The 22469-nt window shown below is 56.5% G+C and carries 18 protein-coding genes and 1 tRNA gene; 15 read left to right on the top strand and 4 right to left on the bottom strand.

Annotated elements, in window-relative coordinates; genetic code table 11:
• Positions 1-4 precede the first annotated feature (4 nt).
• From ACP15N_RS14130 to ACP15N_RS14140, 3 genes are all read left to right on the top strand, one after another.
• Positions 5-80: transfer RNA gene (locus ACP15N_RS14130), tRNA-Lys, on the top strand.
• Between the two features lie 268 nt (positions 81-348).
• A complete protein-coding gene (locus tag ACP15N_RS14135) occupies positions 349-588 on the top strand; it encodes a helix-turn-helix transcriptional regulator (RefSeq protein WP_425092958.1) in 240 nt (79 codons plus the stop codon).
• Positions 589-760: 172 nt separating this feature from the next.
• Complete coding sequence (locus tag ACP15N_RS14140; protein ID WP_425092959.1) at positions 761-1471, top strand: hypothetical protein; 711 nt, start codon at positions 761-763, stop codon at positions 1469-1471.
• Between the two features lie 60 nt (positions 1472-1531).
• Here ACP15N_RS14140 and ACP15N_RS14145 read toward each other — a convergent pair whose 3' ends face one another.
• Complete coding sequence (locus ACP15N_RS14145; RefSeq protein WP_425092960.1) at positions 1532-1657, bottom strand: hypothetical protein; 126 nt, start codon at positions 1655-1657, stop codon at positions 1532-1534.
• A gap of 658 nt (positions 1658-2315) precedes the next feature.
• Positions 2316-3278 (bottom strand): succinylglutamate desuccinylase, encoded by a 963-nt coding sequence (locus ACP15N_RS14150; protein WP_425092961.1) that lies wholly within the window; start codon positions 3276-3278, stop codon positions 2316-2318.
• Between the two features lie 23 nt (positions 3279-3301).
• Here ACP15N_RS14150 and ACP15N_RS14155 point away from each other — a divergent pair, with 23 nt between their 5' ends.
• Complete coding sequence (locus ACP15N_RS14155) at positions 3302-4867, top strand: M81 family metallopeptidase (protein ID WP_425092962.1); 1566 nt, start codon at positions 3302-3304, stop codon at positions 4865-4867.
• On the opposite strand, the gene ACP15N_RS14160 is transcribed toward ACP15N_RS14155, so the two are convergent.
• Positions 4864-5775 (bottom strand): LysR family transcriptional regulator, encoded by a 912-nt coding sequence (locus ACP15N_RS14160; RefSeq protein ID WP_425092963.1) that lies wholly within the window; start codon positions 5773-5775, stop codon positions 4864-4866. The genes ACP15N_RS14155 and ACP15N_RS14160 overlap by 4 nt on opposite strands.
• A gap of 90 nt (positions 5776-5865) precedes the next feature.
• On the opposite strand from ACP15N_RS14160, the gene ACP15N_RS14165 reads away from it, so the two are divergent.
• The 7 genes from ACP15N_RS14165 to ACP15N_RS14195 all read left to right on the top strand — a co-directional run bounded on the left by ACP15N_RS14165 (position 5866) and on the right by ACP15N_RS14195 (position 14297).
• Positions 5866-7539, top strand: coding sequence for an ABC transporter substrate-binding protein (locus tag ACP15N_RS14165; RefSeq protein WP_425092964.1), 1674 nt, complete (start codon positions 5866-5868; stop codon positions 7537-7539).
• Between the two features lie 64 nt (positions 7540-7603).
• Complete coding sequence (locus tag ACP15N_RS14170) at positions 7604-8581, top strand: ABC transporter permease (RefSeq protein WP_425092965.1); 978 nt, start codon at positions 7604-7606, stop codon at positions 8579-8581.
• Positions 8578-9498, top strand: a complete 921-nt coding sequence (locus tag ACP15N_RS14175) for an ABC transporter permease (RefSeq protein WP_425092966.1) — start codon at positions 8578-8580, stop codon at positions 9496-9498. Before ACP15N_RS14170 ends, ACP15N_RS14175 begins: the two co-directional genes overlap by 4 nt.
• Positions 9495-10472: an ABC transporter ATP-binding protein gene (locus ACP15N_RS14180; protein WP_425092967.1), complete on the top strand. Its 978-nt coding sequence runs from the start codon at positions 9495-9497 to the stop codon at positions 10470-10472. The genes ACP15N_RS14175 and ACP15N_RS14180 overlap by 4 nt, the downstream gene beginning before the upstream one ends.
• A complete protein-coding gene (locus ACP15N_RS14185) occupies positions 10469-11473 on the top strand; it encodes an ABC transporter ATP-binding protein (RefSeq protein ID WP_425092968.1) in 1005 nt (334 codons plus the stop codon). Before ACP15N_RS14180 ends, ACP15N_RS14185 begins: the two co-directional genes overlap by 4 nt.
• A gap of 21 nt (positions 11474-11494) precedes the next feature.
• Entirely contained in the window at positions 11495-12901 is a 1407-nt protein-coding gene (locus ACP15N_RS14190) for an amidohydrolase (protein ID WP_425092969.1), read from the top strand.
• 10 nt (positions 12902-12911) lie between these two features.
• Positions 12912-14297, top strand: a complete 1386-nt coding sequence (locus tag ACP15N_RS14195; protein WP_425092970.1) for a M20 family metallopeptidase — start codon at positions 12912-12914, stop codon at positions 14295-14297.
• On the opposite strand, the gene ACP15N_RS14200 is transcribed toward ACP15N_RS14195, so the two are convergent.
• Positions 14294-15505 carry a hydantoinase/carbamoylase family amidase gene (locus ACP15N_RS14200; RefSeq protein ID WP_425092971.1) on the bottom strand — a complete coding sequence of 404 codons (1212 nt, stop codon included), beginning with the start codon at positions 15503-15505 and terminating at the stop codon, positions 14294-14296. The two genes, ACP15N_RS14195 and ACP15N_RS14200, sit on opposite strands and share 4 nt — an antisense overlap.
• A 635-nt stretch (positions 15506-16140) precedes the next feature.
• On the opposite strand from ACP15N_RS14200, the gene ACP15N_RS14205 reads away from it, so the two are divergent.
• From ACP15N_RS14205 to ACP15N_RS14220, 4 genes are all read left to right on the top strand, one after another.
• A complete protein-coding gene (locus ACP15N_RS14205; protein ID WP_425092972.1) occupies positions 16141-18183 on the top strand; it encodes a caspase family protein in 2043 nt (680 codons plus the stop codon).
• 383 nt (positions 18184-18566) lie between these two features.
• On the top strand, positions 18567-19079 hold the full coding sequence (locus tag ACP15N_RS14210; protein WP_425092973.1) for a hypothetical protein: 513 nt from the start codon (positions 18567-18569) through the stop codon (positions 19077-19079).
• 462 nt (positions 19080-19541) lie between these two features.
• Positions 19542-20840, top strand: coding sequence for a caspase family protein (locus tag ACP15N_RS14215; RefSeq protein WP_425092974.1), 1299 nt, complete (start codon positions 19542-19544; stop codon positions 20838-20840).
• A 447-nt stretch (positions 20841-21287) separates the two neighbouring features.
• A protein-coding gene (locus ACP15N_RS14220) for an IS3 family transposase (RefSeq protein WP_425092124.1) occupies positions 21288-22453 on the top strand; the annotation gives its coding sequence in 2 pieces (ribosomal slippage) (positions 21288-21540 and positions 21540-22453; 1167 coding nt in all).
• Positions 22454-22469 lie beyond the last annotated feature (16 nt).

The raw sequence follows: 22469 nt of genomic DNA on the forward strand, positions 1-22469 counted from the left end.
GAGTGGGCCGTTAGCTCAGTTGGTAGAGCAACTGACTTTTAATCAGTGGGTCGCAGGTTCGAATCCTGCACGGCTCACCACTGAAATCATTGACTTAGGTGGGTTCTAGCAAAGCGGCGTTGGCCGCCATCTTTCACCTGTCTTCCACCTTATCACCTAACGCAAAGCCGCAAGTCTTCAGCTCCTACACTCACCGGTGCGAGGCAATTAGTGCTTTGGGCATGTCAAGTTCTTTTCTTGGACAGAATACGCTTCAGAGCTTGCTCAATTCTGTCCAAAGCTTCCTGTTCTCATCAACAGCGATCTGCGCATTATTAGGTGCCATGAATTAGAAGAAGGACCTACGTCATGGCTGAACGACCTCTTTCAGAATTCTCCAGAAGATTTTCCGACCCGCCTGCATTGCCTTCAGGCAACGAGCTTCTCAGCAGGACACAGGTCGAAAAGGAATTCGGCCTGACCAGGTCATTTCTTCAGAAATGCGCGTGGCGGGGCGACGGTCCGGCGATGGTGCGTCTGGGGTATCGCACCGTTCGATACCGGCGCGCGGATATCGTTGCTTTTATCAATGAAATGCGGGAGCTGTGAGCAAATGTCTGAACTTGAACAAGAAAACCGAGTTCCGACGGATTTGGAGACAGACTCCTATAAAGCTCCCGCAGATCCTTTGACGTATGGCGCCTTTGCAGTCTCTTCGAGCAGTGAAGGTGATCCCCTAGCCAGCTTGGCCGTTGGCTCGCGAGCGCTCCCCAAGAAGCGAGTGAGCGAGACAACGGCCAAGGTGAGCGCAACGCTTCCCATCGGGGCACAGGCCTACTTTATCGAGGCCGCACATGCGGCAAACCGCTTAGGAACACCGATCACCCTGCTTCTGACGGTGCGGTGGACAGGTGCGCAATACTTCGCTGACAAATTGCTGTCACGCCCGGTTCAAGAGCGGCCCAAGTTCGTGTTGGAGATCTTGCGGCGACACTTGCGCCAGAGGTTCGGGATTCAACTGGCTTACCTCTGGTGCCGTGAGATCTGTAGTGACGGTTTGGACCACTGGCATGTCGCATTGCATGCACCGGCGGCTGGACACGCAGCTTTGGCCGAGAAGTTTGGGGAGATCTTCGGCGAGAAGGCCGTGCGTGCGCCTGTGACGAAGGCAACAACAGGTGAAGTGACCCGCGGTGAGTACGGCACTTGGCATCTCTCAGCAAATTTCGATCCCGATGGTTCCGGTGAGCGGCTCGCGGCGTATTTGGGAAAGGGCGAGAGGAGTTGGGTGCACAAGAACGGCAAGTGGGTCGAGAATACAGCCAAGCCCTTTCGTGGCGAAGAGAAGCCTCAAGGGCAACTGGTAAGAGCCAAGTATGACGCGCCACAAGGCCAGGTATCGGGGACGACCGCGAGGTACACTCGGTTCGGCATCGCGAAACAGCTGAAAAGTGAGATAGGACCATTCAGAGGTCGGTGGGATCGCGTTTAACGCCCAGCGCGTGATACACAATCCTTGAGACCCAACTAAGAGTTTGAACTTCGATAGACTCTACAAGCTGGCAAACCAATCTCCGAACTTCAAAGGGTTGAGCACGAAGACCTTGAGGATAGAGGCACCGAAATGGCGACGATCCGTGTGGCCCTTCATAGCCGATATCTCGACGAAAAAGCGCATGGTTTAGAGTGAACGGATTGGCTGGTTGTTGTGCGTTGAGGTCGTAGTCGCAAAACGACCAAAACTGTGAGCGAAAGAGAAATGCACGACGAAGCAATGGGACAAAACTGGTGAGAACGGTCACCTAAATGTCCCGAAAATCAAACCACAGCACACTCTAAGGGGTCATTCTTCGTCCGGACGGACACACCAGATTGTGGAGTCTCGCACCGCGAATGGACTAGTTTTACCGGGCTGCAAGTGCGGAAGAATCGTACGATAGGCAAACCGTTCAGTGAGCTGACAACACGCAAACAGCGTCGCCCGAAAACCCCACCACGCGGTTTAGGTTCTTTCTCTCGCTGAGACTTCGCTTCAATAAACCTCGGCGCTTCTCTAGCCGCTCACGTGCCCACCAACGCTTTCGTTTTGCGACGGGCGTCAGCCGGTAACGCTTAGTCGTTAGGTAGTTGTACATAAGGGCGGAGCGCGGACCTTCGCTGCAACCTCCAAACCATCAGGCTTGATTGCCTGAAGCGGACGTTCGGATCGTTGGCCCAACCGACTTTGTCAGATGTCTCCTACGAGCGGAAAGCGGACGTGAGTAACGTGTAGCGCGACCCTCACGGGTACTAAGAACTTAATAGCTTCACGAAGGTGTTGTTCACAGCATTCGACTTCAGGTTTGACGATCAGGAACGGCAAACCTGACCGCTGTTTGGCCTCTCCAAAGGCGTTTTGACGGCATCACCAGCATCGTGTCTTTGGCCGGTGTTCGGATGGGGCGATCACCGTCGTGGCCAACAAGGGTTCCGGCGTCTGCGATGACTTCTCCTCCGGTGAAGGGTTTCTCGAACGTGAAGGTCTCGCTCTCGATCGTGACGGCCTGAACGACAGTGAAACACTGCTGGCCTGGCGTCTTGCCCAAAGGCTCAGCAAGTTCGCGAGAGATCGTTCCGGTCGCGGTGAGAAACCGCACCATGGCCTCAACAGCGAGCGTGCCTGAAGCGGCCGCCCAGTGCTGGCCGCACTCGATCAACAGAGCGGTCTTTTCCGATCTCGCTTCGTCAAACGCGCCGTAGTCGCGCATGCGGCGGCCCGCGGCGTGCCCGGCATCGCCCACTACCAGCTCCGGGACGCCGATTTTTACAGAAAGCTCCTTGGCCTTGGCGTGCCGGCCCGACATCATCAAAGGCGGGGCGAGGTGTTGCATGCTGTGAATGTCCAGGAGGTAGTCGATATCCTCTAGGATCGGACGCACTTCCCGGGCGCGCCGCAACTCGATGCTGGTTCGATCACCGTCTAGAACCTCGTCGCCCCAGACCCGGTTCATATCTTCGTCAAGCCAACGCGTTTTGAATGGGTCCGCCGGATCGAAGGCGCGGTAGGCCTCCACATTCATGAAAGCAAGCGTCAACGTGCCAGCAATTGGCTTAATACCTTTCTGAAACAGCCACTCGAGCGCGATCACGCCACAGGGTTCATTTCCATGGACGATGGCGCTGACCATGACATTCGGACCCGGCTGGCCGCTGTCAAAGCGCCAGACGAAAGGGATCCCCGTATTCCCGTCTGCATAAGGTTCGATATCCGGCGTCGGAAGTTCGACAGCATACTCATTCGGAATGTTGATCTCGCTCATCTGTTCCTGTTTCCTCCCTCAGAATGTCGTTGCGCAAAGGCCATGAAATGACAAAACCCCGGGTCGCCCTTCTCGGCGCTATTCTTGAATCCAACCGTTTCGCCCCGCCTGCCGAGCTTGACGACTTCCAATCGCTGACGTTGCTCACTGGCGATGCGTTGATGAGTGAAGCTCGATCCGAGACGCCAAAACTCGCGACCGAGTTTGCGGCGTTTGTACGCGCGATGGATGCCACCGGGGATTGGACGCCAGTGCCCTGTATGTTGGCGGCCAGCCATCCCGCCGGGCCAGTGCGGGAAGCCGTCATTGAAGAGGTGATTGGCACTTGCGAAGCGACCTTGCGCGCATGCGGGTCGCTCGATGCCGTCTACATCTGCAACCACGGTGCAATGGTTGCCGAGCACGACCATGACCCCGATGGTTTGCTGATGGCACGCGTGCGCGATGTCGTGGGTCCGGATGTGTTGATCGTGTCGACGCTCGATCTGCACGCAAACATCTCTCAACGAATGGTCGATGCCTGCGATTTGATTGTAGGCTACCGCACTAACCCGCATGTCGATCAGATTGAACGCGGAGAGGAGGCCGCCTTTTCTATCCGCCGTGCGCTGGCATCTGGCGAGCGCCCGAAGTTGGCGCATATCAAACTGCCCCTGGTACCGGCATCGGTGACGCTTTTGAGCGCCGAGCACCCCTATGGGAGCTTGATCGACTTTGGCCAGAGGCGGCAGGCTGAGTATCGAAGCCAAATCCTGAATGTCTCTGTTTTCGGGAATTTTCTGTTTTCCGACACCCCTGACAATGGGTTGAGCATCGTGGTTTCCGCGCGAGACGATCAAAAAGTTGCTGAAGCGCTCGCCTCCGAGCTGGCCACCAAAGCCTGGTCTTTGCGGGAGGATTTTGTCCGGCAATTGACATCGCTCGAGGACGCTGTGGCCCTTGCGAAAGCAGGTGACCGACGTCCAGTCATCTTCTCCGATGCCGGCGACAACCCGGGTGGGGGTGGTAGCGGCCGGACGACCGAGCTTCTCTCCGCGCTGTATCGTGCGGGTGCTAAAGACTGTCTTTACGGATCCTTTTGCGACCCGGAGCTTGCTCGGGATGCCCATGCGACCGGAGTTGGCGGGCGCTTTGTCGCGCACTTTAACCGCACCCGAAACGCGAGTGCGCCTTGGGCACAGTGGGACGTCCCTTTTGAAGCGGAAGCCGAAGTTGTTTCGCTTCATAATGGTGAGGTGGTGGGCGAAGAGGGCATGACCGCTGGGCGCAGGTTGATTTTGGGTCCATCTGCGGCACTGCGCATCGGCGGGATCACGGTGGTGGTAATCACCGATCGTACACAAACAGCCGATCCCGTCTTCTTCAATGCATTCGGGCTCGACATAGCTGCGGCGCGCACCGTCGTGGTCAAATCCAGAGGCCATTTCCGGGCCGGGTTTTCGCCGTGGTTTTCCTCGGAACAAGTCTTTGAGGTCGATACTGGCGGCCTGACCAGCCCCGTTCACGATCGGTGGCCATTTCAGCATCTGCCTAGGCCCAACTATCCGATGGATGAAAACACTGTCTGGTCCCGAGCTGATCTGCACTAGGCAGGCTCCGAGTACTGATCTTTAGGCGTTGTCACTTTGACAAAGCTCATGAACTGACGCGCGAGCTGCGAAGGCGGCAATCCGGAAGGGAGAACGAAGCTCGTCTTGTACGCGATCGGTGCGTCGAAGGGGCGAACTTCGATCCCCTCCATTCCCGAGGTTAGGAGCGGGAACGGGTTGACGATTGCTACGCCCAGCCCCTCCCGGACGAGTTCGAGCGCCGCCATATTCGTTGCCGTTTCGGCCACCTGTCGGGGGTGGATACCAGCGCGCGCGAAAATCTGTTCCATCGTCGCGCGTGTACCCAATCTTCTTAGGAATTCGATTAGGTTCACACCTTCGAGGTCTTCCGGAGCAACGGCCTTTTTCTCCGCGAGAGGATGTCCGATTGGCATCGCGCACACGGCTTGACTTGTTCGCCAGGGAACAAGATGCACTCCGGACCTTTGGATCATGCCGCTTGTCAGTCCCAAGTCATACCGCAGGTCCAGAATGCCAGAGACCAAGACGTCCGTGGCTTGAATATCAAGTTGCAGACGCCGCCCTGGGTTGGTTTTTAGAAAGCTGGCGACGCGTTTGATGACGAAATGATGCGCCAGGGTCGGGGGAACAATAAGGCGCAATGGTTCATCTTCCGGAGCTGCCCATTCTGCACCCTCGATCTGCGCAAGAGTTTCGAAAATCGGGTCGAGTTTCGCGTTCAGACGGAGCGCCTCGTGCGTGGGTTCTATGCGCCCCGACTTCCGGACAAAGAGAGAACGCCCGACCCGAGCTTCAAGCTGAGACAGCGAGCGACTGACTGCAGATTGCGACACGCCCAGTCTGCGTGCCGCCCCGATGGTCGTACCTGTCGTGACCAGCGCGCGTAGCGATTCAAACTCGCGCAGGCGGTGTCGATGCTCAGTCATTTCATTTCCATTCTTATGGACCCGTCACCCAATCTCCATCCGTCGGATCGGATTGGTGTATGCAAAAACGCATAGAATTGAGTATTGGCAATGATTTTTGTGGTAGCTAGCATTTCGCTGTGGCGCAACTCCGGGCAAAGATTCGGTTCTAACAAGCGCCAAATGAACAGGGAGTCTTTTATGAAGAAACTCACAGCTGCGACGGCTGTCGCCGCCGGCATTCTGGCTATTGGGGCAGGAGCCGCCACCGCGGAGAAGTTGACCATCGGTTTGGCGTCAGAGCCCACAGCGATGGACCCGCATTTCCACAACCTCGGCCCGAACAATGCCATGACGCTGCACATTTTTGATCGACTGGTCGATCAGGATGAGAAACAGCGTCTCATTCCCGGCCTTGCCGTGTCTTGGCAACCCATCGATGACCTGACATGGGAATTCAAACTACGCGAAGGCGTTAAGTTCCATGACGGATCCGACTTCAACGCCGATGACGTGGTTTGCACCATTGAGCGGGCACCGAACGTCCCGAACTCTCCTTCGAGCTTCGGAACGTATCTGAAGGGCAAGTCAGTAGAAAAAGTCGATGACTATACCGTCCATTTCAAGACGGCTGAGCCTTATCCCCTGATGGCGAACGATATCTCGACCATTCGGATTATCTCGGACGAAACCGGATGTGGAGCCGCGACCGAAGACTTCAATTCTGGCGTGGCCGCGGTGGGAACCGGCCCCTTCAAGTTTGTAAGCTACACACCTGGCGAGTCGATTGTAGTGGAGCGTAACGACGACTACTGGGGCGAGGCGCCGGAGTGGTCGGAAGTTGAATTCCGTCCGATTTCATCCGGTCCTAGCCGGGTCGCTGCATTGCTGGCCGGCGATGTCGATATGATTGCCTCAGTTCCGACTACCGACATTGCAACTCTGGAAGCAAATGATGATCTGCAGTTAAGCCAGGGCGTCTCAAACCGGGTGATCTATCTCCACATGGACCAGTTCCGTGAAGACTCCCCATTCGTGAAAGCGAATGGCGGTGGGGACATCAAGAACCCGCTTATGGACGTGCGCGTCCGGAAGGCAATCAGCATGGCCATTAACCGCGATGCTATTGTCGAGCGGGTGATGGAAGGCGTGGCTCTGCCTGCCGGCCAGTTGTTGCCCGAAGGCTTCTTTGGTGTGTCCGACAATCTTGAGGTTGTGGCTTATGATCCCGAAGGTGCGAAGGCACTGCTTGCAGAAGCTGGGTTCGCCGACGGGTTTGAGATGACGATCCACGGTCCGAACGATCGCTACATCAACGATGCAAAGATCGCCGAAGCCGTTGCACAGATGCTGACCCGCATTGGCATCAAGACCGCAGTCGAGACCATGCCGCGTTCCGTTTACTTCGGCCGCGCGTCCCGTGGTGCAGAGGGTGACCTGCCTGAGTTTAGCTTCATCCTCGTCGGCTGGGGCGCAGGGTCTGGTGAGGCCTCTTCGCCGCTGAAGTCGCTGATCCATACGTTCAACCCGGATAAGGGCTTTGGCTCGTCCAACCGCGGACGGCATTCGGATGCGGAAACGGATGCCTTGATCGAGGAAGCACTTCGGACAGTCGATGACGCCAAGCGTCAGGACCTTCTGGCCGCTGCAACTGAGCGCGCCATCAACAATGTCGCGATCATTCCGACGCACTTCCAGGTCAATACCTGGGCCGCAAAAGCGGGACTCAAGTACATCGCACGCACGGACGAGTACACGCTCGCCATGGGCGTGGTGAAAGAGTAACCGCACCCGTCCGGGTCGCGCGTTCGCGCGGCCCGGCTACCCACCCCTTCGAGGGCTACATCCCATGACTGTTTTTGTGATCCGCCGCTTGATGCAGGCGCTGCTGGTCGTATTCCTGATGTCGGTGATCGTTTTCTTCGGCGTCAACATTGTCGGCGACCCTGTGTACATGCTGGTCAGCCCCGATGCCGATCAGGCCGATATCGCGGCAACCATCGAGCGCCTCGGATTGGACCGCCCGATCCATGAACAATACTGGCTGTTCCTGAAAGGCGCGGCGCAAGGCGATCTGGGCAACAGCTTCATCTTTGGCGAGCCAGCCCTGCAGCTGATCTTGCATCACATGCCTGCCACGATGGAACTTGCATTCACCGCGCTGATGCTGGCGATTGTCATTGGCATCCCGCTTGGCCTCTATGCCGGGCTTTATCCCGACAACCCGATCTCAAAGGGGATCATGGCCGGGTCCATACTGGGGTTCTCATTGCCCACGTTTTGGGTCGGCCTGATGCTGATCATGCTGTTCGCGGTGGAACTAGGATGGGTTCCCGCAACAGGGCGCGGCGATCTTGGGACATTTCTTGGGATCGAAAGCAGCCTGTTCACCCGCGACGGGCTGAGCCACATCTTCCTGCCCGCGCTGAACCTTGCGCTTCTGAAGATTTCCCTCGCCATTCGATTGACCCGCGCAGGGGTGCGGGAGGCGATGGGCCAGGACTACGTGAAGTACGCTCGCGCAAAGGGTCTCTCGACCCGTCGCATCATTTTCGTCCACGTAATGAAGAACATCATGATCCCAGTCGTCACGGTAATGGGGCTGGAGTTCGGCAGTCTCATCGGCTTCTCGGTCGTGACCGAGACGATCTTTGCATGGCCCGGTATGGGCAAGCTGCTGATTGACGCGATCCTGCAGCTCGATCGACCTGTTGTCGTCGCGTACCTGATGATCATCGTTCTGTTCTTCGTTCTGATCAATCTGATCGTGGATATTCTCTACTCTCTCCTCGATCCGAGGGTCCGGCTGCAGGATCAAGGCACATGACAGACATATCCGCATCCGAAACCACCGCCACCGCGCCAGTGAAGGTTGAAACACCGTTTCAACGCTTCCGAGCAGAGTTCTTTGAAAGCAAAATCGCGACAGTCGCGCTTGGTCTGTTTGGTGTAATCGTCGCTCTGGCGCTGCTTGCTCCGTGGATCACGCCGCAGAACCCCTACGATTTGGCGCAGGTCGACGTGCTCGATGGCCGACTGCCGCCCGGGTCCGAGGCCTTTGCCGGCTACACCATGTGGCTCGGGTCTGATGGGGCTGGGCGGGACCTCTATTCCGCCATCCTTTACGGACTGCGCATTTCGCTCTCGGTGGGCCTGGCCTCCGGGGTGATCGCTTTGCTGATCGGCATGGCGATCGGCCTGTTCGCCGCCTATGTGGGCGGTCGGACCGAAGCGGTAATCATGCGCGTCGTCGACCTCCAGCTATCCTTCCCCGCGTCGCTCGTCGCGCTGATGCTGGTGGCGGCCCTTGGGAAAGGCGTGGACAAGATCATTCTCGCGCTCGTCGTCGCACAGTGGGCATATTATGCGCGAACCGTGCGTGCGACGGCGCTGGTCGAACGCAACAAGGAATATGTTGAAGCCGCGCAGTGCCTTGGCATCTCGCGTTTGCGGATCGTTTTCCGCCATATCCTGCCGAACTGCATGGCACCCTTGATCGTCGTGGGAACGGTTCAGACCGCGAGTGCGATCTCGCTCGAAGCGACGCTGTCCTTTCTGGGCGTTGGGCTGCCGCAAACAGAGCCGTCGCTTGGCGTTCTTATCGCGAACGGCTTCGAATACATGCTTTCGGGGCGATATTGGATATCGGTGTTCCCCGGCCTTGCGCTGCTGTTCACCGTGGTCTCGATCAACCTTGTCGGTGACCATCTCCGAGACGTGCTGAACCCGAGGATGAAGAAATGACCGCTGTTCTCGAGGTAAGCGTGCTGAAAACCCATTTCTTCACCCATGCAGGTATTGTGAAGGCCGTGGATGGCGTGGACTTCACGGTCTCCAAAGGAGAGGTCATGGGGCTGGTGGGCGAGTCCGGGTCCGGCAAGTCGATCACCGGGTTCTCTATCCTTGGTCTGATTGACCCGCCGGGGCGTATTGTCGAAGGCTCGATCCGGTTCAACGGAACCGAGATCGCAAACGCGCCGGAGGAACGTCTCAAAAGCCTGCGTGGCAACCGGATATCCATGATCTTTCAGGACCCGATGATGACCCTGAACCCTGTGCTTAGGGTCGACACGCAAATGATCGAGGCCATTCTCGCGCACGAGACCGTAAGCCGGCAGACCGCTTGGGAAATGAGCCGTGACGCGCTCGGCCTTGTCGGTATTCCGTCGCCGGAAGAGCGACTCCAAGCCTATCCTCATCAGCTTTCAGGCGGCATGCGGCAGCGCGTTGCCATTGCAATCGCGTTTCTGAACAAACCCGATCTGATCATCGCGGATGAACCGACAACCGCGCTCGATGTGACCATTCAGGCGCAGATCATCCACGAGGCGCAAAAGCTCATCAAGCAGACCGGAACGGCGATGATCTGGATCACGCACGATCTGGCCGTCGTTGCGGGTCTCGCGGACCGGATATCGGTTATGTATGCCGGGCGCATCGTCGAGCAGGGAGGCATCGACGACGTGATCGACCGACCGCTTCACCCCTACACGGTTGGTCTGCTTGGGTCGGTGCCCACAGCCAACCGCCGCGGGCAACGCCTGTTCCAGATCGAAGGGATGACACCCAACATGCTCGCGCTGCCCGAAGGATGCGCATTTGGCCCGCGGTGTCAGGCCAAGACGGCTGCCTGTTCCGCACAACCACCGATCGAGGAGGTTTCGGGTCGGAACCTGCGGTGCTTCAACCCGCAAGAAACTGTCGAGGCGGCACAATGACGGAGCCATTGGTTGAAATCCGCAGCGTCTCGAAACGCTTTACAAAAAGGCTCGATGTGGCGGGCAAGATCGCGCAGCGCCTTGGAGCGAATATCCGCGAAGAAACCGTTCACGCGGTCGAAAGCGTGAACCTCTCGATCCAACCAGGTGAAGTGCTGGGTCTTGTTGGCGAGTCCGGCTGCGGCAAGTCCACTTTGGGGCGCGTGGTTGCTGGTATCCATGCAGCCAGCGATGGTCAGGTTTTCTATAAAGGCCGAGACATCGCCGCGCTAAAAGGCGCGGAAAAGAAAGCGGCGACCCTTGCCATCCAGATGATCTTTCAGGATCCGTTCGCAAGTCTTAACCCGCGCATGCGGGTCGAGGACATCATTGGCGAAGCGCCTCGGATGCACGGGGTCGTCACTAAGGCGGAGCTTCCGGACTATGTGGATGACGTGATGCGCAAGGTCGGGCTGGACCCGTCACTTAAACGGCGCTACGCGCACCAGTTCTCCGGTGGTCAGCGGCAAAGGATCGGCATTGCCCGTGCCCTTGCCGTGAAGCCGAAGTTCCTTGTCTGTGACGAAGCCATCGCAGCTCTCGACGTTTCCATCCAGGCGCAGGTGATCAACCTCTTCATGGATCTGCGCGAGGAACTTGGGCTGACGTACTTGTTCATCAGCCACGACCTGAGCGTCGTTGAGCATATCGCGGATCGTGTGGCGATCATGTATCTGGGGCGGATCGTCGAAAGTGCCTCGACGGAAGAGATCTTCTCCGACCCAAGGCACCCTTACACGAAGGCGCTTCTGGCGGAGGCGCCCCGCCTCGACCAGCGCCGCCGGGAGTTCGCCCCGATAAAGGGTGAGATCCCTTCGCCGCTCGACCCGCCGACCGGATGCACTTTCCATCCCCGTTGCCCGGTCGCGACAGCCGAATGCCGCGCCACTGTTCCCGAACTAAAAGCCGGGCGAGGCGGGCGCGAAACAGCTTGCCTTCTGGAACACGCTGAAACTGTTTGAGACAATTGTCTGGAGATACCCGTGAAGAACGCTGACCCAATCTGGGACCATGTCGACCGCCATCGTGCCGAGTTTGTAGACTTGTCAGACCGGGTCTTCGATACACCCGAGACCCTTTACAAGGAGGTCCGGTCGGTCGCGGAACATACCCGCATGCTCCAGGCCCAGGGTTTCAAGGTTACCGAGAACGCCGCGGGCATCCCCACAGCTGTGGTCGGCGAGGCAGGTGACGAAGGACCGGTCATCGCAATCCTGGGCGAGTTCGATGCGCTGCCATATCTCAGTCAGGCACCGGGTGTCGCCGAGCATTCCCCGCTTGAAGAAGGCGGAAACGGGCATGGTTGCGGACACAACCTTCTGGGTGCCGCGGCGCTCTTGGCGGCCACGGCGGTCAAAGACTGGCTGGCTGAAAACGGCATCAAGGGGCGCGTGCGTTATTATGGTTGTCCCGCCGAAGAAGGCGGAGCCGCGAAGACCTACATGGTGCGCGAGGGGCTGTTCGATGATGTCGACGCCGCCATTTCCTGGCATCCTGCGACCTTTACCGGTGTGAACGAGGCCCGCTCGCTCGCGAATACCCGGATCGATTTCACGTTCCACGGCAAAGCCGCGCACGCCGCCGGTGCCCCGGAACTGGGCCGTTCGGCCCTTGATGCCGTTGAGCTCATGAATGTCGGGGTGAACTATCTGCGTGAACACATGCCAGACAATGCACGCGTTCATTACGCGTATCTCGACTCCGGAGGCGTGGCGCCGAACGTGGTTCAGGCAAAAGCGACCGTTCGCCAATTGGTGCGCGCCGGCTCACTGCCGGAACTGAACGATTTGATCGCCCGTGTGCGCAATATTGCCGAAGGCGCCGCCCTGATGACCGAAACCAAGGTCACTAGCCAGGTGTTCTCTGGGGTGTCGAACCTTCTCGGAAACCGACCTCTTGAGGAAACGATGCAAGGTGAGCTGGAAAAACTGGGGCCGGTTCCGTTTGACAGCGAGGATGCGGCGTTCGCTCGTGACATTCAAGCCACGCTCACAGATGCGGACATCGACACAACGTTCAAACGGATCGGCGCCAAGCCCCAGAAAGGGTTGGTACTTTGCGATTTCATTGCACCGCTCGACCGCCAGAGCGATGGCGGCGAAGGCTCAACCGACGTAGGAGACGTAAGCTGGGCAGTCCCCACGGTTCAGGCGCGGGTCGCCACCTGTGCGATCGGGACGCCCTTTCATACCTGGCAGACCGTTGCGCAGGGCAAGGCGCCGGCCGCGCATAAGGGCATGGTCTATGCAGCAAAGGTTATGGCCGCGACCGCGTGCCGATTGGTTGAGCAGGACTCCCTGATAGATGCCGCCAAGCAAACCCATGAGGACCAGCTCGACCACACGCCCTACAAGTGTCCGATCCCGGATGACGTGCGCCCGCCGATCTGATGTGCAAATCATGACAAGAACATCCGCGATCGAAAGCGCCGAAACCTTCTTTGACATCGGCCTTTTTGCCCAAGAGCTTGCAGACCTCGTAGCCTACGAAACGGAAAGCCAGGAACCGTCAAAGTCCACCGAGCTGCCCGGGTATCTGGAAAAGGCAATGGCGCCCCGTTTTCGCGAAATGGGGTTCACCTGCGAGATCCACCCAAACCCAGTGGAGAATGCAGGGCCATTTCTGGTTGCCGAACGTATCGAAGAGGACGGTCTTCCAACTGTTCTGTCCTACGGGCATGGGGACGTTATCCGGGCGCAAACCGATCAGTGGCGAAACGGACTGCATCCCTTTCGCCTGGTCGAAGAAAACGGCAGGCTCTACGGGCGCGGAACCGCCGACAACAAAAGTCAGCACCTGATCAACATGGCGGCCTTGAACGCGGTTCTGCAGACCCGTGGATCGCTCGGGTTCAACTGCCGCGTCATTCTCGAAATGGGCGAGGAAATGGGCTCACCCGGCCTCTCGGCATTTTGCGAAGACCACAAGGATGACCTAGTGGCGGATGTCCTGATTGCCTCGGACGGGCCGCGCCTTCAACCCGACACACCGACTATGTTCATGGGGGCTAGAGGTGGCGTTTCCTTTGATCTGATCGTCGATTTGCGCGAGGGTGCTCACCACTCTGGAAACTGGGGTGGCTTGCTGGCAGACCCGGCCATGATCCTTGCGCAAGCACTGTCCACCATCACCGATGCGCGTGGGCAAATACGCATCCCGGAGTGGCGGCCCACCAGCCTGACAGAGGATGTGCGAGAGGCGCTGCGCAATCTACCGGTCGAGGGCAGCGACGGCCCGGAGGTCGACAAGGACTGGGGCGAGGAAAGCCTGACGCCGGCGGAACGGGTCTATGGTTGGAACAGTTTCGCGGTTCTGGCGATGAAAAGCGGGGTGCCTGAGGCCCCAGTCAATGCGATTCCAGCGCATGCCAAAGCAGCCTGCCAATTGCGTTATGTTGTCGGCACAGATCAAGCCGACATCCTGCCCGCGCTTCGGCGCCATCTTGATGCGCACGGGTTTCAGTCCGTGGAAATCGTTCCGCACGCGAGGGGGTTTTTCAACGCCACGCGACTGTCGCCCGATCATCCATGGGCGAAATTCGTCGCGCGCTCGCTTGAGGAAACCACCGGCAAGTCACCGCATATTCTTCCAAACCTTGCGGGGTCTTTGCCGAACGAGGTCTTCTCGGAGGTTCTGGGTCTTCCAACCGTCTGGGTACCACACTCCTATCGCGGATGTTCGCAACACGCGCCGAACGAGCATGTTCTGAAGTCAGTTTCGCGCAATGCGCTGCGCCTGATGACGGGTCTGTTTTGGGACATCGGGGAGAAAGCTCGCCCGTGTTAAGCCGGGCGAGAGAGCCTCATCGCGGCTTCGGCTAGCACGTTAAGGCCGGTCACAAGGTCCTCTTCCGCGGTGTCTTCCTCGAAGGAATGCGAGATGCCGTTGATCGAGGGGACAAACAACATCCCAACGGGCATCAGTGCAGAGACATTAGACGCGTCGTGCAAGGCGCCCGAAGGCATTCTTCGCCACCGCCCGGGCGCCACTTTCTCTGCGGCTTCTGCGCAGGCCTTTTCAAGCCTCGTATCCATCGGCATGGGGACCAGATCCTTCCTGAGACGCTCAGACCGGAAAGTGCAGCCTGTTTCTGTCGCAGCATCCCGCAACGTCTCGACGATGACCTTTTCAATGCGTTCGAGGCGGTCAAAGTCGGGGTCACGCCACTGCAATGTAAAAATGGCGCGGCCCGGTACGATGGACGGCGCGTTTGGCTCGACGCGGACATGGCCAATAGTCCAGACGGTCCTAGGAGTGACGACATTTGCAAAACGGTCCTCCAATAACACTGCGAAGTGCGCCGCCGCCATAAACGCATCACGACGCGACGCCATCGGCGTCGTGCCGGCATGGTTCTGCTGGCCTTCGACTGTAATCTGCAGTTGGCGCAACCCAACTATGCTCGTCACCACACCAATCGCTTCTTGCGCTTCATCGAGCACGGGGCCCTGCTCGATGTGCATTTCCAGAAAGCCTGTGAAGCGGGCTGGCTCCACAAAACCGCTAATTCGGTCGCCCAGTTTTGCACGCTCATCCGCAAAGCGTGCGCCGTCGGCGGAGATTATTTTGTCAGCCTCCTGCAGAGAGAGCTTCCCAGACCAAATAGAGCTACCGGTAAGTGCACCGAATTTCCCTTCCTCGTCCTGAAAGCTCACAACAGAGATTGGCGGCCCGTCTTGTTCCGCACTCGCGCGGGCAACTTCAAGAGCTGCGATGACGCCCAGAGCGCCATCTAGCCAACCGCCTTCCGGCTGAGTATCTGAGTGGGAGCCCAGAAGCAGAGACGCGCCGTCCGTTAGCCCAAAAACATTGCCGACCGGATCGATCTGCGTTTTCAATCCAGCTGCGGACATACGACCCGCCAGCCAATCGCGTGCGGCGATATCAGCCTCAGAAAAAGCCCGACGTTGCACCCCGTTCCCGCACTTTCCGAAGCCGCGCAGGCTGTGCAGGTCCGAAAGGAAACGCTCCGCGTTTACAGAAAAATACTCCATCGGAATTCTGAAGACCTCACATCACTTGCACCCGTGCTTTAACTTCAATAAGGTTCGCTTCGCAGTTGCAAATTGTGCTCCTCAGCTTCGAAGTTGTAGCGGTTCACTCTTCTGGAATTTTCCATTTCCCGCAAGCGACCCGAAGGGAGGAATAGTGATCCTTTTGGGAGGTAGGCGCATCTTCCGCGCCTAGGTGTCCCCATCGGTGGTATGGGTGCAATTATATCCGACGGCCTTGGCGCCAGTAGGCTTTTGGCACACAGCGGCTGCAGCTTGTGATGACCGCTAAGTCCGCATAGCTGACACTGAAGTCAGTTCGAATACAATCTTGGTTCACTGTCCGCTTTCGGAAAGCTGCTCTTCGGCAAAGTGGGATTAATCCAACGGCGGCTTTGGGCCGTTAGTACCCACCGAAATCTAAGGCCCAAGGCCAACTGCCGCGACGCGGCTTATATTGCGCAACCACAACCACTGGCTACGACTATTGAGAAGACGTACCAAGTTTCTATGCTCTGCAGCATCCAAGAAAGTTGCTACGCTTGCCCCGAAGGGCCCAACCGCGATAGAGTATTGAGGAACTAGATTGACCTTGGATAAGCACTTTTTGACAAGTAAGTTTTTAACGGAGTTGCTTAGTGGCCCGGCTTGCATTCATTACTTTCTTTATAATCGGTTTGCTTTTTGCATGGGTCGCGCCTGTTCACTCAAATTTAATAAGTACGGAGAGCACAAAGCATGCTATCTTGATCGGAAACGCAGCGTACGGTGGTCGCGCTGAGTTGCGCAATCCAATAAATGATGTGCGTTCTCTTGCCGGTGCGCTCGCAGACCTGGGTTTTCAAATCCATTTGCTTGAGAACGCCGACAAAGCAAGCTTTGACACGTTCCTCGAAGATACTACAGAAAACCTGGACCCAGGCGCGCTTACACTGTTCTACTATGCCGGACACGCGGTTCAAAAAGACGGTCTCAACTGGTTGCTACCATTGGGTTTTTCTATGCGCGATGAGCGGGATCTAGAGACTGAAGCAATCGGCCTCGATGCAGTGATAGGAGCACTCGAGGAAGCGAGGGCCGAAGTCAAAATCGTCGTCTTAGATGCCTGCCGAGAGAACCCATTTGATACCGGAGAAGTTGTATTTGGCGATGGTCTTGCTGGGGTTGCAGCAACAGGCGAAACTCTTGTGGCATATGCAACAAGCGCAGGTGAGGTTGCGTTTGACGGAGCGGGTGTCAATAGTCCTTATGCGGGAGCGTTGGTCTCTGCGCTCGCTGTCGAAGAGCTGGAGTTGTACGGCGTTTTTCGACTAGTGAGACAGAAAGTCAGGCAAGCTACCCAAGGCAGACAGCTTCCTTGGGTTTCGGGTTCAATTGAAAATGAAATAGTATTACATCCTGCTTCACAACGGCTGAGCCAGGACTACGCAGACGTTCTCCCGTTGACTTCTGCAGTGCACTGGCGCGCTATAGAAAACAGCCGTGACCCTGTTGATTTCGAGGAGTTTGCGTCGCTTCATCCCGGCACGAAAGCAGCCGAAGCAGCACTTAAGAGAGCTTCTGACCTAAACACAAATGGTCAATCAGTACCCCCGCGGCCAGATTTGGAAGTAGTTCAACCGTTCGGTGCACCGGTAAGCTTAACGCGGTGCGACCTTTGGGTGTCGCAGCCCAATGACCCTTACCGACTTGCAAGTCCAGTAGAGAGTGGTCTTGTCAATACACACACCGCGATCAGGGATTGTAGTATTGCTCTTACAAGGAACTCTAGCAGCGCACGCCTGAATTTTTTGCTGGCCCGAGCGCTTGATATTGCCGAAGACTTTGAAACGGCTCGAGTGCTTTACGAAAGAGCAGCGGAACTAGGTTACGCGACAGCTCATTTCAATCTAGGGTTAATGTACAGACACGGTCGCGGTGTGGTCCCAGATGATAAACTGGGGATCCAGCACTATTTTGAGGCCGCAATCCAAGGGAATCCATCGGCACGCGTTGCTCTTGGAAAGCTGTTCAGCGAAGGCTTAGGCGTCCCCAAGTCAATCAGTGAAGCGAAGCGTTGGCTAGAGCTTGCAGCAGACGACAACAACCCATGGGCCATCGACTATCTCGGAAACCTCTACCGGCTTGAAGAGAAGAACTACCAAAAGGCCTTTGACTACTACTCTAAGGGAGTGGCACTCGAGTTCAGTACCTCAGTGATGAACCTTGCTAGGCTGCATCGCGACGGCATGGGTGTTGAGAAGGATCGAAATCGCGCAATGGCGCTTTTCCAACAAGCCATCCAACTTGGAAGTTACTCCGCACCATATCATCTCGCACGAATGTTGCTGAAGCCTGAAGGAATGGAGATTGGCAACCCCGTAAGGGCTTATGAACTGCTTGAGTTATCTATAGAGCGGGGTTTTCCTTGGGCGATTTGGCAACTTGCTAGAAGTTGGGAAAACGGAGATTTTGGGGAGCGAGATATCGAAACTTCAGCCTTCTATCTGAACCTTTCTATCGAGGTTGGAAACAGCATGCCGCGGAACGGAGGACCTCTACTTGTGCAGGAAGCCACAGACATGCTGTCTGAAGTTTCACCTGACCTTTCACAAAACCAACGTGATAGCATTGAGGAACGGTTACTAGAGTGGTTGCGTCAGAACAGTGTTCACGATTTCAATTTGGAGTTTCCATACTAAAAAGTGTTTTGGTTCAACCGACAGCAGTCAGCGCAATCGCCGCGAACGCCTGTTTTTTGTTGCCAACCACTGCACTGTATTGCGCGTATAACTAGTAACGGCCGTAGCTGATTGAGGATTTTCATGAATAAATACTGTGAAAGCTCCCTCATTGGTGCTCACAAGACATCTTTCAGGATTCAGAAGCGCGTACCTGAATGCTGAGTGACTCCAAAACAGCGAGCTAGACACCTTGACCTTCGCAAACTAAGAAGGAACAGAAGATGACAGTCGCACGATCGTTTCGATCAAGTATGTTTGGTTGAAAATATAAATTCGAAACTTTTTTGATTAGGCTTTGGGTGCCGACCAGCTTGACCGAACCACTAAATATTGATGCATTCGTGGGTTCCAAGAAGAGCTCGTATCTTGCTTCTGCGAAAGGCGCTTCCAGGTTTGGTAGTGATTGGGTGGAGTATAACGGAGGCATACAAAAACCGAAGCGGATCCATCTCAACACTGGTCAAAGGTACTATCGCTTTGCATCTTCACGTACGTCGCGTGAGCGATCCCAATTGTCCGGTGCATGGTGGATTGACCACGAGAACTTCATGACGGTGACGCGTTTCATAAATGGTAATTATTTTTCTGTTCGCGAAGGCTTACGGTATTTTCTTGCTCTTCCAAAAGATTGGACAGAAGTTGACGTTCTTGTATCGGCCATTTTGGAGGCGCCTATGGATTGTTATGCAGGGGAAGGAAGGCGGGCAACCGGATCGCACCCTGCAGATAGAGGGTCTAGCTATATTCCGCCACAGCACATCAGAATTTGCCAACTGTATATCCCAATGCTGGAAACCTACAGGAAAGAAGCGTTTCCAAACCCAATCGCCAAAAGTGTTTGGAAGGCAGTTTAGATTTACTAGAAAGGGCGAGAGGCAAGTCAGATGGCTGATCATGGTCCCGAGCCCAGTCCTTCCCCGCTTTGCTTGGCGGTGTTAGGCCTTGCACAACGTTTGCAGGCGGCAAACAAATAACGGAAGGTTCTCCGGAGTTCCGAAAGCTGGCTTAGGAGCCGCTACGTACAACGCCCACTTGGTCCGTTTTGAATACAACCAGCACCGTTGAAGTGGAGCAGTTGGGGTTCATGTCGGGAATGCGGGCTGCCGGTGCGACATCTCTGGACTTTATTCAAGGTCGTTTATGGGCCGTCTGCGACCACGTCGCTCGCCTTAAGACTTAGAGATGCTGCACTGCCTTCCACGTCAGCTGAGAGCCCAAAGCGGACTAGGTCCGGCATTCTGTTCGTCGAGTTTCGTTCCACGAAGATCGAGCTTTGCCGAGTGACGTAAGGCTTTCCCAAAAGAAAGGCCTGATGTTTGCTGTATTCTGCTGCTTGCCGATATGCGGTTCGATCATATAGCTTGGTTATTGAGTTGATCCAGATTGGGGTCGCGATGCTTCGCATTCTATCTTTTGCCTGTTTTTTGCTGCTCGCCGGACCCGCTGCGGCCGAGAAACGGACGGCGTTTATTGTTGGCAACGCCGACTACGTCAATGGGCTGCCTCTCGCAAACCCCGTAAACGATGCACAGTTGGTGGCCGGAACTCTTGTCGACCTCGATTTCGAGGTCACACTGGCGACCGACCTTTCGCGGGCAGATCTGGCGGGGGCATTCTCGGACTTCCTAGAACGAACGACGGACGCGGACATCACGCTCTTCTATTACGCAGGTCACGGGATGCAATTTGAGGGGCGGAACTACCTTTTGGGCACCGATGCGGCGTTGCGAAGCAAGTTCGACGTTCAGAGCGAGGCGCTCCCCCTCGACCGCATAGTTCAGATGCTTGAAGCGAAAAGCCGCGCGGCACTCGTCTTCATCGACGCGTGCCGAGACAATCCGTTGGCGACAGAGTTCTACACACGCAACTATTCAGCGACACGAGCGCTCGCGACGCGAGGCCTGACCTCGATGAACACACGCTTCGAAGGCTCGATGATCATGTTTGCGGCCTCGCCCGGTCAGGTGGCCTACGATGGTACCTCGAGGAACTCGCCCTTCACGAAAGCGCTCGCACAACACCTTCCGACCAACGATGTCGAAATCCTGACGCTCATGAAACGGGTAATACGCGACGTGAAGGCCGATACCGAAGACCAACAGATTCCGATGGTGACGAACGATCTGGCGCTTGAGGTTTACTTGTCGGAGCAGACTGAGGTGGAGATAGAGCTGAACGATGAAACCGCAGCCAGAGGCGAGACCGCAGATTTATCGGAAGACGAACTCTTCGCCTTTGTTTCTAAGCTGAACTCACCAAGAGCCTGGGAACTGTTCTTAGAGGATTTTCCACATGGTAGCCTTCGACGGGATGCACTTTTTCGTCACGAGAGGTTACAGGGCACAAACCGCGAGTTGGCCGTGATGTGCGTGCAGCGGCAGCTGAGGGATCGCGGTTTCTACAAAGGCAAAATCGATGGGGACTTCGGCGCTGGCACCGCCCGAGCTCTCAACGGATTTCGGGACTTGGCGCACAAGGTATATTATCAAGGCAGGTCGCTACCCCAAGTTGCTTCGACAAATCTCGCCTTTTGGTGCGAGTTCATTGACGGAACACCCGGGGTCCGCAACAAAAGTTACTATGCGCTTTACCAAGGTGCGATCAGCATCGACTAAGTTGGCTAAAAGCCCATGACGAGATCACAGCATCGATGCAAGTTCAAAAATGGATGAGTTGCGAAGGGACTTCAAAGAAGTTCGCCCCCACACCGCAATCGGGAACAACGCACCGATAGTCGCGGATGAACGGCTTAGACATGCAACAAGCACCCAGAGCCTCAACGCCAAGAAAACCTCCAGCCGGGTTTCGTCCAAACCAAAGTAGCAGCTCAACCAGGACCTACTACCGTCTTGAACCCAAACTTGTCACCTGTGCAAATCCCACATCTCCCTATCAGCAAACATTGAAGCAGTCGCTGACACTACACAAAACAGTCACTATGAGACAGTACTCCTGATCTATTTTGTAAAGTGATACTTGATAGCAGATTGACCTTCCCCCCGATATCCGGGCCATTGCGAACTGGAATTTTCCACCTTTGAATGGATGAAGGAGGAAGACCCATGAAGCGGAAGCGCTTTTCTGAAGAACAGATCATCGGCGTGCTGAAAGAGAGCGAGGCTGGTGCGAAGACGGATGACATCTGTCGGCGTCACGGCATCAGCTCGGCGACATTCTACAGCTGGCGTAAGAAGTATGGCGGGATGGATGCATCTGAGGCCAAACGGCTGCGTGAGTTGGAAGTGGAGAACGCCAAGCTTAAGCGGATCGTGGCGGACCAGATGCTGGACATGACCTCGATGAAGGAACTTCTGGCAAAAAATTGGTAACGCCCATGGCTAAGCGCAAAGCCGTGGGGTTTCTGATCAGCGAGCTGGGTCTGAGCGAACGTAGGGCCTGTCGGATCGTCGGGCTGTCCCGGTCGGTGCAGCAATATCGACCACTGCCGAAGAACGATGAGGCTGCGATCAAGCGCATGAAAGAACTGGCGTCTGAGAACCGGCGCTATGGCTATCTGCGCCTGCACGCGATGATGCGACGCGAAGGCTTGGTGGTGAACCACAAGCGCACGTACAGGCTTTACACCGAGCTTGGCTTGCAGGTTCGGACGAAGAAGCGGCGCAAGCTGCCTAGGCGGGATCGTGTCGCACCCACGGTGCCAGAAAGACCGATGCAACGATGGTCCTTGGACTTCGTCGGCGACCAGTTGGCTGACTGCCGCCGGTTTCGGGTGCTTAACATTGTCGACGACCACAACCGGTTCTGTCCCGGCCAAATCGTCGATGTGTCGATCCCTGGGGCGCGCATGGCGCGCTTTCTGGACGACTTGGCACTGCGTGTCGGGCTGCCGGCAGAAATCGTCCTCGACAACGGCCCAGAAGGGACCAGCAAGGCCATGTTTGACTGGTCAGAGCGGACCGGCGTGCGTCTGCGGTTCATCGAGCCAGGAAAACCAGTGCAGAACGCCTTCGTCGAAAGTTTCAATGGCAAGTTCAGAGACGAATGTCTGAACCTCCACTGGTTCCGATCCCTCCGTCATGCGCGCGAAGAAATTGGAAGATGGCGAAATCACTACAACACCAAGCGCCCTCATTCGGCGCTCGGATATCTATCACCAACGGAGTTCCTGATGAAAACCACCGCGCCAGCGCTTGAGACTCTTGCGGTCTCCACGCTGCCGCTCAACACTGAAACCCAACCGGAAGATTCCAGATCAAACCGGCCCTAACGACGGGGGAAGGTCA

It is taken from the genome of Tropicimonas sp. S265A (genome assembly GCF_049800835.1).
Classification (GTDB): Bacteria; Pseudomonadota; Alphaproteobacteria; order Rhodobacterales; family Rhodobacteraceae; genus Dinoroseobacter.

Bases quoted from the DNA above. Each gene is read 5' to 3' on its own strand.
- ACP15N_RS14135 (WP_425092958.1), top strand. From the start codon at position 349: ATGGCTGAACGACCTCTTTCAGAATTCTCCAGAAGATTTTCCGACCCG.
- ACP15N_RS14145 (WP_425092960.1), bottom strand. From the start codon at position 1,657: ATGCGCTTTTTCGTCGAGATATCGGCTATGAAGGGCCACACGGATCGT.
- ACP15N_RS14150 (WP_425092961.1), bottom strand. From the start codon at position 3,278: ATGAGCGAGATCAACATTCCGAATGAGTATGCTGTCGAACTTCCGACG.
- ACP15N_RS14155 (WP_425092962.1), top strand. From the start codon at position 3,302: ATGTCGTTGCGCAAAGGCCATGAAATGACAAAACCCCGGGTCGCCCTT.
- ACP15N_RS14160 (WP_425092963.1), bottom strand. From the start codon at position 5,775: ATGACTGAGCATCGACACCGCCTGCGCGAGTTTGAATCGCTACGCGCG.
- ACP15N_RS14165 (WP_425092964.1), top strand. From the start codon at position 5,866: ATGATTTTTGTGGTAGCTAGCATTTCGCTGTGGCGCAACTCCGGGCAA.
- ACP15N_RS14170 (WP_425092965.1), top strand. From the start codon at position 7,604: ATGACTGTTTTTGTGATCCGCCGCTTGATGCAGGCGCTGCTGGTCGTA.
- ACP15N_RS14175 (WP_425092966.1), top strand. From the start codon at position 8,578: ATGACAGACATATCCGCATCCGAAACCACCGCCACCGCGCCAGTGAAG.
- ACP15N_RS14180 (WP_425092967.1), top strand. From the start codon at position 9,495: ATGACCGCTGTTCTCGAGGTAAGCGTGCTGAAAACCCATTTCTTCACC.
- ACP15N_RS14185 (WP_425092968.1), top strand. From the start codon at position 10,469: ATGACGGAGCCATTGGTTGAAATCCGCAGCGTCTCGAAACGCTTTACA.
- ACP15N_RS14195 (WP_425092970.1), top strand. From the start codon at position 12,912: ATGACAAGAACATCCGCGATCGAAAGCGCCGAAACCTTCTTTGACATC.
- ACP15N_RS14200 (WP_425092971.1), bottom strand. From the start codon at position 15,505: ATGGAGTATTTTTCTGTAAACGCGGAGCGTTTCCTTTCGGACCTGCAC.